The organism is Stenotrophomonas sp. NRRL B-14846 (assembly GCF_050473585.1).
Classification (GTDB): Bacteria; Pseudomonadota; Gammaproteobacteria; order Xanthomonadales; family Xanthomonadaceae; genus Stenotrophomonas.
This window is the reverse complement of sequence record NZ_JBFLUN010000021.1, coordinates 1-12,513: the sequence shown is the minus strand read 5'-3', so window position 1 is coordinate 12,513 and position 12,513 is coordinate 1. Positions and strand designations below refer to the sequence as shown.

The window sequence follows — 12,513 nt, the reverse complement described above, 5'->3', positions numbered from 1 at the left end:
GGCGCGGTAGTCCTTCACCCGATGGCGCAGGGTCAGGTCCTGTGCGCGTGCCGGTGCGCGGATCGGGTCGGCCTGCACGAAGCCCAGGCGCCGGATCGCGGGTCAGCAGCGTGGTGGGTTTGAACAGCGTGCGCGTCACCGCGTGGCGGCGCAGATCATCGAGGGTGGGCGTGGCAGGCATGGCCGCATTGTAGATCCACGCCATGCGTGGATGGGGCCGTGGCGAACCGTACAACGGCATCCACGCATGGCGTGGATCTACCGAAGTTCCAATACCTCCAGCGAACCGATCACCAGCGCACGCATGCCCTGCTTGAACTCGGTGATCACCTGGCCCTCTTCGTCGTCGGCAATTCCGTAGACCGTGTCCGCGCCGGCAATGCAGTAGAACGCGATCGTGGCCAGTAGCCAGCGTGCCTTGTCCAGCGGCAGGCCGAACACCTCGGCCACATGCGCCTGGTGTGAGGCAATCTTGTCCAGCATCGGCGCGGTCGCCACCGAACGGCGCAGCAGATACGGCGGCAGCCGGGGTGTGCTTTCACCACCTCGCACAGCGAATCCACGAACCCCAGCAGGTACGCCTGCAGCCCACCCGGCGCATCGGCCGAGGCGCGCGGAATCTGCCAGCGCTGGAACACCGTATCGGCCACCAGCCGCTTCAAGGCCTCCAGGGTTGGCCACGCGCTTGTAGAGCGCGGCCTGGGTCACTGCCAGTTCGGCGGCCACGTTGGCATGGTCAGGTTCGGCAGGCCCAGCTTGATGCCGATGTCGGCCAGGCGATCGGGGGTGATGGTGGGCGGACGGCCACGGGCCGACGCCGGGATCTCAGAGTGCATGTTCATACCGTAGCGAGGGTGCCAGCAAAGGGACCCTCTTGTCCGCTTCATATGGTTTAGTTTAATTTACTCAACTAATTCGGAATGCGTGTGGTTCGCAACCCCGCCGCCGTCCGCAATCGAGCCCATGGCTCACTTCCCGCCAGGTCCCCACCCAGCCGACAACCCTGCGCTGCGCCCTCCCCCCGTGCTTGCCGTCGGCAGCGCGCCAGGCGCGTTCGCACCTGCGATTCACAGGAACCTGGCATGACCGTGTACGACCTCTCCTCCCCGCTGCAGCGTGCAGCGGCCGCCGCGATCCGCGTGCAGATGCATCCGCCGATGGCCCAGCGCTACCGGGTGTCGACCCTGGCGCTGGGGCTGCTGGCCTCGTTTGCCGCGCTGGCCGACTCCGCGCCGTCCACCCTGCCCTCCGTACAGGTGCAGGAACAGCGCCGGGTGACCGGCGACTATGCCGGCGGCCAGGTGGCCTCGGGTGGCCGGGTCGGCCTGCTCGGCGACAAGGACTTCATGGACACGCCCTTCAGTACGGTCAGCTACACCGAGTCCTTCATCCGCGACCGCCAGGCCAAGGACCTCACCGACGTCATCGCCGCCACCGACCCCACGGTGTTCAGCAACGGCGTCACCGGTTCCTGGAGCGAGAACTACGCCATCCGCGGCTTCGCTTCCAGCACCAGCGACACCACGTTCAACGGCCTCAGCGGCATGGCGCCCGTACTACCGCACCTCGCCGGAAATGTTCGAGCGCATCGAGGTCTTGAAGGGCCCGTCCGCCCTGCTCAACGGCATGCCGCCGGGCGGCTCGGTCGGTGGCAGCGTCAACCTGGTGCCCAAGCGTGCCGGCGAGCAGCCGTTGCTGCGGGTCAGCGCCAACTTCGCCTCCGATGCGCAGTTCGGCACCCATGTGGATGTGGGGCCGCCGCCTGGGTACCGACAAGCAGTTCGGCATCCGCTTCAATGGCGCGTATCGTGATGGCGACGGTGCGGTCGGCAAGCAGAGCAAGAAGGTGCAGCTGGGCTCGCTGGCGCTGGATTGGCGCGGCGAGCGCGCCCGCCTCTCCGCCGATCTGCACAACGCCGACGACCGCGTCGACGGCCCGGCGCGCGGTGTCGGCCTGGCACCGGGCGTGGCGATTCCGCGACCGCCGCGTAGCGACACCTTGATCAACCCGGACTGGGCCTACGTGGACAGCCAGGACAAGGGCGCGATGCTGCGTGGCGAGCTGGACATCAACGAGCACCTGATGGCCTACCTGGCCTATGGCACCAGCAAGACCGACTACCGCTACAACGGTTCGATCAGTGCGCAGATTCTCAATCCGGCCGGTGACTTCACCACGGTGATGGGCCAGCTGGCGTTCGACATCAAGAAGCAGACCGGTGACGCCGGGCTTCGCGGCAGCTTCCGTACCGGCAGCGTGAGCCATCAGTGGGCCGCCAACGTGACCCACTACCAGCACACGCAGAACGACTACGGCCGCCGCAGCGTGCCGGGCTGGGACTGGACCACCAACCTGTACAACCCGGTGTGGGGTCCGGCTGCGCCGTTCATCGCGCCGCATATCTCGCACACCGAGCTGCGGCTGGACAGCGTCGGCTTCGCCGATACCCTGTCCTTCGCCGATGACCGCGTGCAGCTGACACTGGGCGTGCGGCGCCAGCAGGTGGTCAGCGAGACCTTCAACGTGGCCACGGGTGCGCGCACCTCGCGCTACGACGAGAGCGCCACCACCCCGGCGGCCGCCCTGCTGGTGAAGGCCACCGATAAGCTTTCGGTCTACACCAACTACATCGAAGCCTCAGCCAGGGCGCCACCGCGCCGATGACCGCTGCCAACGCCGGCGATGTGTTCGCACCGTTCCGCACCAAGCAGAAGGAGCTGGGCCTGAAACTGGACCTGGGCAGCTTCGCGCACACCTTCAGCGTGTACGAGATCAAGCGCCCGAGCAGCTACACCGACCCGGTCACGAATATCTTCTCGTTCGGTGGTGAGCAGCGTAACCGTGGCGTGGAATGGGGCTTCTTCGGCTCACCGCTGGACGGCGTACGCCTGCTGGGTGGCGTGGCCTACGTGCAGCCGAAGCTGACCCGCACAGCGGGTGGCGTGAATGAAGGCCGCATTGCTACCGCCGTTGCGCAGCGCCAGGCGAAGCTGGGCGTGGAATGGGATGTGCCCGCACTGGAAGGCTTGACCCTGACCGGCAATGCCACCGCGATGTCGAAGCAGTACATCAGTGCCGACAATCGCCTGTCGGTGCCGGGACGCACATTGTTCGATGTGGGTGCGCGTTACAGCACCACGATGGCCGGGCGACCGCTCGCCCTGCGCGCCAGCGTGAACAACGTGACCAACAAGGCGTATTGGGGCATGCCGTTGCTTTCCAGCCTGGCACTGGGTGCACCGAGAACGGTGTTGTTGTCGGCCACGATGGATTTCTGAAAGGCATCCACGCATGGCGTGGATCTACTGTAGAACCACTGCCATGCTCGGCTCGCCTTACTCGCCACGTACGGTATGGAATTACCGAGACCTGTAGAGTCGAGCCATGCTCGACTCCGATTGCCCCGATGAGTCGAGCATGGCTCGACTCTACAAAAACTCCGGTGTGATCTTCGCCCATTCGTACTTGTCAGATTGTTGGCATGCGCGCATTCATCGACGCTCTTCGCGCCGTCGAACCGACGTTTTGCTGAGAGAGAAACAACATGCAGACCCTGTCTGAAGCACAGGCCCAGTCCGTCCGTGGTGGGGGTGGCGTTGCAGTGATCTTCTGTGGTGGCCTGGCCATCTACGGCGCCGTTGCCCTGATCAAGTGGGAATGGCGTCCGTGGAAGTGGTGCTGATCGCCTGATATCCGCACCACCTGCGAGGCGGCTCTGCCGCCTCGCTCTGCATGAGTACACACGATGATCGAGAAACTCGGGCAGGTGCTGCCGCGTGGCGGCCTGTCTACCTTTGTGCTGGCCTGGGCCACGGTTGCCGTAGCAGTCACAGCACTGGCCATTCTGCTGCACGGACGCTACGCGCGCACCGAGGAGGTCCGTGGCCATATCGCCCTGGGTAACATCACCCGTATCGGCATTGAGCGCCCAGGTGTGCTGGACCAGCTGCTGGTGCAGGTCGGTGACCCGGTGGTCGCTGGCCAACCCATCGCGCACGTCACGATTCCCGAGCAGGACTCGATCACCGAACGTGGCCAGAGTGTAGGCGCGCTTGGCTTGCAAACGCTGAAAAGCGTCCAGACAGGTGTGCAGCAGGAAGCGCTGCAGGCACGGGAGATCCACCAGCTGCGCCTGCGCAGCATCCAGCAACAGCTGCAGCAGGTGGAACAGGAACTGCGCGCCATTGCTGCGGCTGTAGAAGCCATCGATGCACGCATGCAGTTGGCTGAATCTGCCCACCAGCGCTACGAGAAGCTGGCCGAGCAGCGCTACGTCACCCAGCTGGAGTTGGAAGACGCCATCGCCCGCAAGCAGCAGCTGCGGGCCGAGCACGCCAACATGCAGGCGTCGCTGCTGGCTGGGCGCCAGCGCCAGACCCAGCTGCAGCTGGACCGCAAACGCGCCGAGGAAGATCTGACTTCGCGCCTCAACGCGCTTTCGCTGCAGCAGGCCGACGTGCAGGACCGCATCCACGCGCAGCAGCGCGAGCGCGGCTATACCGTGTTCGCTCCCACCGCTGGCGTGGTCGACATGCTGGCACACGCCGCCGGCGACAACCTCACCACGGGCCAGCCGCTGGCCCTGATCCGCACCGGGCAGGAAGCGGGCCCGCATCTGGCGCGCCTACGCCTGCCGCAACGCACTGCCGGCCTCATTCGCGAGGGGGACACCGTCAATGTCCGCATCGATGCATTTCCTTATGAACGCTACGGCCTGGTACCGGGCAAGGTGCTGCGCCTGACCTCCGGGACACTGGCCATTCCAGGCCTGCCCGACCAACAGGACGCCTCTACCTTCCTCGCCGATGTGGCGCTCGATCTGGACGCGCCCATCGTGCGCATCCGCCGCGAGTGGTTGAAGGACGGCATGGACCTGCAGGGCTCGGTCCGGTTGCAGGACGTCAACCTGCTCGAATGGCTCTTCCTCCCTGTCATCCGTGGCTGGACCCGCAACAGCGGGGACGTCCTTCTGCCGGCCGAGCAACCATGACCCGCATCGCTACCCCCTCCTTCCTCAGCCGCCTGCTGGGCCGCCAACACATCACGCCGGTACTGCAGGGCGAGGTCTCGGAATGCGGCCTGGCCTGCCTGGCGATGATCGCCGCGCACCATGGCAAGCATGTCAGCCTGCAGCAGCTGCGCCAGCGCTACCGGGTCTCGCGCGATGGCATGTCGCTGTTCCAGGCGCTGCGCGTGGGCGAAGAGCTTGGCTTTGCCGGTCGGCCGTTGCAGCTGTCGCTGCAGGATGTCCGCGAACTGCGCCTGCCCGCAATTCTGTTCTGGGAGCAGCGCCACTTTGTAGTGGTGGAAAGGGTCAGCTCTCGTGGCCTGGACATCATCGACCCCGCCGTTGGCCGCCGCCACTACCGGTGGGCCGAGGCCATGAGCCTGTTCAGCGGCGCTGCGCTGGAACTGATTCCCACTGCCACGTTCCAGGTCGAGCCCGCACGTGGAACGCCCTCCCCGCTGTCGATGCAGAGCGTGCTGTCCACCAACCCGCGCCTGCTGCACCATCTGGGCATGCTGGCCGCGCTGGCCATTCTGGTGCAACTGGTCGCGATCGCCTCACCCAAGCTGTTCTCGCTGGTGATCGACGAGGTCGTTGTCAAGAATGACAAGGACCTGCTGTACCTGTTGCTCTACATCTTCGGCCTGTTGTTCGCGGTCAGCGTGGCGGCCTCATGGCTGCGCACGCTGGTGGATGAGCAGCTGCGCGTCTCGGTGAACACCGATCTATCGGTTGGCCTGGCCGCACGCTTGCTGCGCCTGCCCACCCGCTACTTCGAGCGGCGGCGGCCGGTGGACATCCTGCGCCGGCTGGAATCCACCGACCTCGCCTTCACCGCCTATACGCGGGGCTGGTTCGATATCGCCATCGACGGCCTGTTCGCCGTGGTGTTCCTGGTGCTGATCGGCCTGATCAACGTCAAGCTGGCCGGTGTTGCGGTGGGCCTGAGCCTGCTGTTCTTTGGCCTGCGCGCCATCAGCCTGCCGGCCATGGCCAAGGCCCAGCAGCAATCCATCGACGCGGAAACCGCACGTAATCACACGCTGTTGCGGGCAATCACCGCCATCGAGACGGTCAAGCTGCGCGGCCAGGAAGGTGTTCGTCTGGCCGAGTGGGCCAATCAGCAGGCCGAGGTGCAGCGAACGCGCGCACGCGTGGACCGTATCCAGGCAATGAGTGGCACCGCCCATGAAGCCATCTCCCACGCCAACTCGCTGGTGATCAGCGCGCTGGGTGCGTTGGCTGTGCTGGAAGGCGACAACAGCATCGGCGATCTGTTCTCGTTCGTGCTCTACAAGGACATGTTCATGGGCTGCACCCAGCGCATGATGGAGCGCTACGCCGGCCTGCGCATCGCCAAGGTGGAGCTGGCACGCACCTCGGATATCGTCGACGAACTGCCCGAGCTGCCCAGCGACGCGGTGTACCGCTCCAGCGCGGCAGCAGGTGACGAGCCGGTGCGCGACCTGTGCGTGGCCCATGCAGAACACCGCTATGGCAGCTTCGACACGCCCACCTTCAGCGAGCTGGAGCTGGAGATTCCGGCTGGCAGCAAGACCGTTATCTCCGGTCCTTCCGGCTGTGGCAAGAGCACGCTGTTGAAAGTCGTGGCGGGCTTCCACACGCTGGACAGCGGCCAGGTGCTGGTCAACGGTCGTGCCACTGCAACGCTTCGGGCTGGACCAGTTCCGCCGCCGCATTGCCCTGGTGGGTGACCGTGATGAAATCATGCCAACCACCCTGATGGACAACATCTATGCCGACTGCCCGGTGCGGGACGAGCATCGCCTGCAGGCGGCGCTGGAACAGGCCGGCCTGAAGGAGGCCGCATTGGCCCTGCCCAGCGGCTACAGCACCCAGCTCGGCTTCGGCGGGGTGGAGCTGTCCAGCGGCCAGCGCCAGCGCCTGTTGATCGCCCGCGCCCTGTACCTGCAACCGGACCTGCTGATCCTGGACGAACCCACCGCCCACCTTGATGCCGACGCACGCGATACGGTCATCCAGGCGCTGGTTAACCTGCGGGTGACCTGCCTGGTCGCCAGCCATGACGCTGCCCTGGTTGCCGCCTGTGATCGTCGCTTTGCGATGCGCGGCGGCAAATTGCATCCGTTGGCCGCAGAGCTCGCCTGCGGGAGCACGGCATGAGCGCAGCCGGATCTGCTGCCTGGCAACTGCGGCAGATCGTAGGCCTTCTAGGCGCTCAGCTGCTCTGGCATGGCACCGCCGCAGCGGCCGGCACGTTGAGCGACCGGCAGGATCGGCTGATCAACTGCCTCGCACAGTGGGGCCTGCGTGGCCTGCCCACCCTGGGCTCCACCCGCTCCCGTGCCGCCGAATGTCATCTGCAGGCGTTGGGAGCAACCCCAGCAGCTGCCCGCGCCGAAGCGGCCCGTCATGTTGCGCTGGAGCTGCTACGCAACGCGCGGTTCCGCCGCTACGAAATCCGCGATCCTTCGGCATGGCGCCAGCGCATCCATGCAATGACGGTGAGCGATCCCCAGCAGCTATGGCGGGCCAGCTCACCCGCCAGGATGATCGCGCTGCTGCATACCGGCGAATACCGGCTGGCCGTTGCCCGCGTAGTGGAGCTGCACGACCGCCCTACCCGCTTCCTGGTCCCCGCCCTTTGCACCGAGGGCGACCCCATGCACCGGGCGCTGAAGAGCCTGGAGCAGTTCGGGCATTCCATCGAGGTCGTCCATCCCGCCACCCCGAATCTGGCACTGACGATGCTGCGCCGCCTACGCAGCGGAACAACCGTGATCGCCTTCATCGACATGCCCGCGGCGATTGGCCAGCAGCGCTTCGCTGATCCCGTGCGCTGCCGGTTGCTGGGGCGCGACGCCCACATGGCGTTGGCACCGCTGCAACTGGCTGCCACGGCCGGAAGCCCCGTACTGCTGGCCGGCGCGTTGATGGAGCCCGATAGTGGCGGGCAGCTGACGCTGCTGCATCATGCAGAAGACCTGAAGCAACCTGGCAGTACGCAGGCACTGTTGGACGCCGCCAGTGCACATATCCAGAGCGACCCGGCCAACTGGTTCCTGCTGGATCGGCTCGATAGCTACCTGCGCGTGTACAAAGACGCGCGGCCATTGGATACCTGATATCCAACGGTAGAGCCAGGCCATGCCTGGCTGCCTCCATGTTGATCCGCCGAAGGCATCCACGCATGGCGTGGATCTACTGAACCTCGGCCTTCCATCTCATTCCGGGTGCAGGCGATAAATGGCCTGGTTGGTCAACGCCAACGCGGCCAGCTTCAAGCCCTCCATCACCCGGTCGCCCACGTAATGCTCCGGGCCGCCATTCTGCCGGGCGCGCTCGGCCGCCAGCAGAATCTCCTGAACTATTCGCAGGCCGGCCAATGCCCCGTCGGCATCGGCCAGCGCCAAGCATCGGCCCGGCAGTTGATGGCGTTCCGGCCAAGGCTGCCCATCGGCCGCCGCACCCAGGCCAATCTGGTGCAGCAGGGCAATCAAGCTATTGGGATCAGGCTTTGCGGCCTCGCCTTCGTCGGCATTGGCCGGGGCATACTGGGCGCGCAGCTGGGGGATATCCGTTGCGTTCATGGTAGGTCTCCGTGCAAGGCATACGGGACCGCCGCACTTAACAATGGCGGCGGACGGTGCGTGTGTGGAAACCGGTGGTCGAGTAATCGTGACCGGTGGATGTGCTTGCGCACACCCCACGCACCGCCCGCCATGGAACGCGAACGGCTTGCCAGCCGGCGCCACACAAGGCGACGCCGGCTGGCAAGCGCTTACATCACTCGACCAAACGGGTTTCCACACCCGGCCGCCCTTATTCGGCGGCACCCCATCATGTACACAGTTGCGCGACAAACACCAAGCGCCGCAGCAGCACAGACAGAGACATCATGCAGCGGGCGGCATTGTCGCACACAGCCGAATCGGCGAACACGCCATGTTTTCAGCGTTCAACACCGCCTCCCCGCCGTTGACACCGGGCCCATCCACCGTTCCCGAACGGGCGCAATCCGTCTGGGCAGAGCATGCCAGCCACGACAGCATGCCGGTTCAACCACGGCACGTCACCAACCACCTTCGCCCTAGAACTGGTACTGAAGGCCCAAGGTGATCGAACTGACGTCCAGTTCGCCACGGTTGGCGCCTACACGGAAGCTGCTGTCGCTCAACGCGTCCGCATCCAGCCTCACGGCCATGGCGTCATTGAACCAATAGCGCGCGCCAAGCCCCAGACCCAGGCGGGCTTCACTCGTCTTGACCCGGTACGGGTTCGCGCTGCCCCCGCGCCAGTGGCCGCGCTCGTTGCCCACATACACCTTGCCCACCAGCTCGAAGCGGTTGCCCAGCGGCAGGATGCCCAGCAACGAACCTCTCACTCCGTAGCTGCTTGCCCGGCCGAGTTCGAGCAGATCTGCCTTACCCATCGTCGAATGCGCCTCAACCTCCACCGCCAGGTGCCGGTTCCAGCGATACCCGGCACCCAATTGAAGGCTGGAGACCGTGTCGTTCTGCTTGGTGGATTTCTCTTTCGTGGAAAGCTCGCCCTCGATGCCGGTGGCACCGATGCCGCCGAAGGCGTAGATACCTTCGCGGTCTGCGGCTTGGCTGGCAATGGGGGCCGCAGCGAATGCCAGTGCAGCGAGAAGGGGAGCAGCTGTCTTCTTGTTGAACATGGAGCCGGTTTCCTGCGTTGGTGGAAGCCTCAGGCTCCTCCGCAACCAACGCCGGCGATATAGGACAACGACAAAAGATCAACAATCATCCATGCAACTTCCACCATCATTCAGTGGAGCAATACAGATCATTTGGGGCCATGCAGTTACTACGGGTAGCTGAACACGAACGTCAGGCTTGCATTTGCCCCGCCGGCCGTGACCTCCGGACCCACCTGCCGATAACGCGCATGGAACAGTCGGCTGCTCCTTCCCGTGCTCATATCCCCAAACTCATGGTTCCGGTAGAACGCCAATGGAGACTCCTTGTCGTCCAGGAACTGGATGCCCACTCCTGAAGCACCACCCGTCACCTCGGCGATTCCCAGCTTCTCGTCGACCACCGGCGAGCCGGGACTGATCTGATAGTCCACCTGCCCCACTCCCGCCTCACAGTCGAGGTCCACCGAATAGGGAACAGCGTCCAGCACAGTTCCAGGCCCGGCAAAGCGATCACGCGTGACGTACCCCATGGAGACCATTCTGGTGATCACACGGCAAGAGGGTTCATCCATTACGTCGAACGCCACTGCAGCGATGTATGCAGGCTTATAGGCAAACTGGATGCCACTATGCCGCGCGTAGAAGCGCCCGATCTGGAAGCGCCGCAGCTCCCCACCCGCAACGGTCTCGCCGGTCCGGATGAACTTGAGCTGGACCACTGTCAGAAGATTGCCAGTGACTCCAGTACCACTGATGAGGATCTGGCGATGCGCGGCGCTGAAGCCCCCGCCCTTGCCCGAGTGGGAAATTGGACTGGCCCGCACCACGACACCGACGCCGGCTGCATTGGTGGCATAGACGCCATAGCTGATCCCGGCTTCGGTGTACGTGGAGACAGGCCCGGCAGCGCCCTCCAGGCCGAACTCGATATCATCGGGTGCAGAGTTGCAGACAAGATCAGAGACAGGCGAGTAGATTCGGCCCGTGTCCAGCCAGGGGGACAGCGCGTCGCCGACAGGTACTCCCCTTACCGCAAGCCGGACGCCGGACGCGGCCTGGAACTCGGAATAGCCATACGCATCGCGGAAACAGGCGCCTCGCGCGAGCCAGGGGGAGGCCAGCAGGACGATCGCCAGGAGCGTCCCGTGGAAATGCACGCAGCGACCTTGTCGATATCGTGCATCTGTGCTTCCCCGGCTCTCTGCGGAATATGACCGCACTCTCCCACGTCCCTGCAAGGGCAGCAAGCCCGACCTTACTGCTGAAGTCCCGCTCCAGGCCTCCAGGTGACCGGATGCAGCCTGCCTTCATCGTCCAACCAGCTGAAACGCACCTCCATCGTGCTGCCCGCGGTAGTGGGCGGCAGCGCGATTACCGCCCTCGCCAAATGGAGGCGCAAAAGGGTTGTCGAGCTCGATTTCGCATCACCCTGGACAATGGCCACCCTTCCAAGATTCAAGTGATAGGCCGTGCGGTTTGTGAAGACCAGGAATGCGTTGCCGCCGTCATTGCGCTTGGAAACTGTCACTCCTTCCATGCGATCAACCGTGGTGGTGGCAATGCCGCCGGACGAAACAGAACCTTGTAGCGGCTGCGGACCGCCAGCTCCAGGTTGTTTTCGCCGCTCTTCGCGCGCGGTGGAATCGCAAGAATGTTCAGCCAATAGAGATGCTCGCGGCGATCGGAAGGCGCGGCGGCGCTGACTTGGCGTACACGAACGAACGCGTCCCGGCCTGCATCCAGCCTGATCATGGGCGGCGCCAGCACAAAAGGTGCCTTCGATTCCTCGGGCGGCTGGTCAGCGTCGCCGTCGGCAACCCAGGCCTGCACAAGCACCGGGGTTTCGCCCCGGTTCTTTACAGGCACCACCACCTCGGCCCTTTCCGCGGGGAACACCACGCGCGTACCGGGAATGCTCACCTGCGCCTGGGCCGGAAGAGCCGCCCCCAACAGCAGGCTGAGCAATACAACGCAGACCTGCCGCAGAACGCCTCCAGGGGCGCAGAGCAGGGTCACTCCTCTCTCAAGAACCTGCATCAGTGACACTCCAGTCAGTTTCGGATCACCCAATGGTCATCATGAACGGGCCTGCCAGGGCCTCGGCATGCCGCCGGACGGGCTCAAGGATAATCGACCCGATAGCGGATCTGTGCGTCCGCCCGGCCAGCCTGCAGCAGGCCATCTTCTTTCTCTGTGCGGATGTAGCGTGCCTTGAAGCCCAGGCTGCGTACCCCGGCCCCCTCACTGGAACCGAACGGATAGGCCTTCCCGATCTCTATTGGACGCGTGGCCGCATCAAGCAGCTGCAAGCCAAAGCCTACTGCCTCGCCTTCGGTGGATATGATGCCTCGCCTGCGATCCAGTGCGGGGCTGATCTCTTCCAGATAGTAGTCCACACGACCCGCGTCAACTTCACAGTTCATCTCCACGGTGAAGTCCACCTCGCGGCCGGTCGCATCCACCCGGCTGAGTTCGTCGATGTAGGCCACCCCCATGTGCACGGTCTTGGACTGCACGTGGCACAGCGGACGATGATCCACGATCACAGACAGTGACTGGAACTTCGCGTCCACCGTCTTCACTGTCGCCCCCGTGTTGAGTTGATGATGGAGTAATCGAATACGGACATTGCTGTTGTTGCATACGTTCCAGGCACCGTATCGCCGATCTTGACGAACCTGAAGAAGAGCGTTTGATCCAGATAATCGTTGTCGCCGGCCGTGCCGCTCATTCCGCTCTGCCTCTTGGGCACACCGGTGCGGATCTCATGATAAGCGCGATACGTGGAATCCGTTGTTGGCTCGACGCCGAAGATGACACCCACGCCAGGAACACCCGTGAGATAGACGCTGTAGGTGC

General features: G+C 64.5%; 11 protein-coding genes and 3 pseudogenes. 6 read left to right on the top strand and 8 right to left on the bottom strand.

Annotated elements, in window-relative coordinates:
* Together AB1281_RS02060 and AB1281_RS02055 are read right to left on the bottom strand one after the other, a co-directional pair.
* Positions 1–274 (bottom strand): annotated as a pseudogene (locus tag AB1281_RS02060) (DNA glycosylase AlkZ-like family protein); the annotation flags it as partial.
* A pseudogene (locus AB1281_RS02055) lies at positions 259–842 on the bottom strand (TetR/AcrR family transcriptional regulator). The pseudogenes AB1281_RS02060 and AB1281_RS02055, both read right to left, overlap by 16 nt.
* 240 nt (positions 843–1,082) lie before the next feature.
* Here AB1281_RS02055 and AB1281_RS02050 point away from each other — a divergent pair.
* From AB1281_RS02050 to AB1281_RS02025, 6 genes and pseudogenes are all read left to right on the top strand, one after another.
* Positions 1,083–3,279 (top strand): annotated as a pseudogene (locus AB1281_RS02050) (TonB-dependent receptor).
* Positions 3,280–3,545: 266 nt separating this feature from the next.
* A complete protein-coding gene (locus AB1281_RS02045) occupies positions 3,546–3,683 on the top strand; it encodes a hypothetical protein (protein WP_430344953.1) in 138 nt (45 codons plus the stop codon).
* 63 nt (positions 3,684–3,746) lie between these two features.
* Entirely contained in the window at positions 3,747–4,991 is a 1,245-nt protein-coding gene (locus tag AB1281_RS02040) for an HlyD family secretion protein (RefSeq protein WP_430344952.1), read from the top strand.
* On the top strand, positions 4,988–6,724 hold the full coding sequence (locus tag AB1281_RS02035) for a peptidase domain-containing ABC transporter (RefSeq protein ID WP_430344951.1): 1,737 nt from the start codon (positions 4,988–4,990) through the stop codon (positions 6,722–6,724). The genes AB1281_RS02040 and AB1281_RS02035 overlap by 4 nt, the downstream gene beginning before the upstream one ends.
* Positions 6,666–7,154 (top strand): ATP-binding cassette domain-containing protein, encoded by a 489-nt coding sequence (locus tag AB1281_RS02030; RefSeq protein ID WP_430344950.1) that lies wholly within the window; start codon positions 6,666–6,668, stop codon positions 7,152–7,154. Before AB1281_RS02035 ends, AB1281_RS02030 begins: the two co-directional genes overlap by 59 nt.
* Positions 7,155–7,249: 95 nt before the next feature.
* Positions 7,250–8,116, top strand: a complete 867-nt coding sequence (locus tag AB1281_RS02025; RefSeq protein ID WP_430344949.1) for a hypothetical protein — start codon at positions 7,250–7,252, stop codon at positions 8,114–8,116.
* Positions 8,117–8,215: 99 nt separating this feature from the next.
* On the opposite strand, the gene AB1281_RS02020 is transcribed toward AB1281_RS02025, so the two are convergent.
* The 6 genes from AB1281_RS02020 to AB1281_RS01995 form a co-directional block, all read right to left on the bottom strand.
* A complete protein-coding gene (locus AB1281_RS02020) occupies positions 8,216–8,581 on the bottom strand; it encodes a hypothetical protein (protein ID WP_430344948.1) in 366 nt (121 codons plus the stop codon).
* A gap of 500 nt (positions 8,582–9,081) precedes the next feature.
* Complete coding sequence (locus AB1281_RS02015; protein WP_430344947.1) at positions 9,082–9,672, bottom strand: outer membrane beta-barrel protein; 591 nt, start codon at positions 9,670–9,672, stop codon at positions 9,082–9,084.
* Between the two features lie 149 nt (positions 9,673–9,821).
* Positions 9,822–10,811, bottom strand: coding sequence for a fimbrial protein (locus tag AB1281_RS02010; protein WP_430344946.1), 990 nt, complete (start codon positions 10,809–10,811; stop codon positions 9,822–9,824).
* Positions 10,812–11,178: 367 nt separating this feature from the next.
* On the bottom strand, positions 11,179–11,691 hold the full coding sequence (locus tag AB1281_RS02005) for a fimbria/pilus periplasmic chaperone (RefSeq protein ID WP_430344945.1): 513 nt from the start codon (positions 11,689–11,691) through the stop codon (positions 11,179–11,181).
* 83 nt (positions 11,692–11,774) lie between these two features.
* Positions 11,775–12,227, bottom strand: coding sequence for a fimbrial protein (locus AB1281_RS02000; RefSeq protein ID WP_430344944.1), 453 nt, complete (start codon positions 12,225–12,227; stop codon positions 11,775–11,777).
* A gap of 5 nt (positions 12,228–12,232) precedes the next feature.
* A partial coding sequence (locus tag AB1281_RS01995; protein ID WP_430344943.1) for a hypothetical protein occupies positions 12,233–12,513 on the bottom strand: 281 nt, incomplete at its 5' end.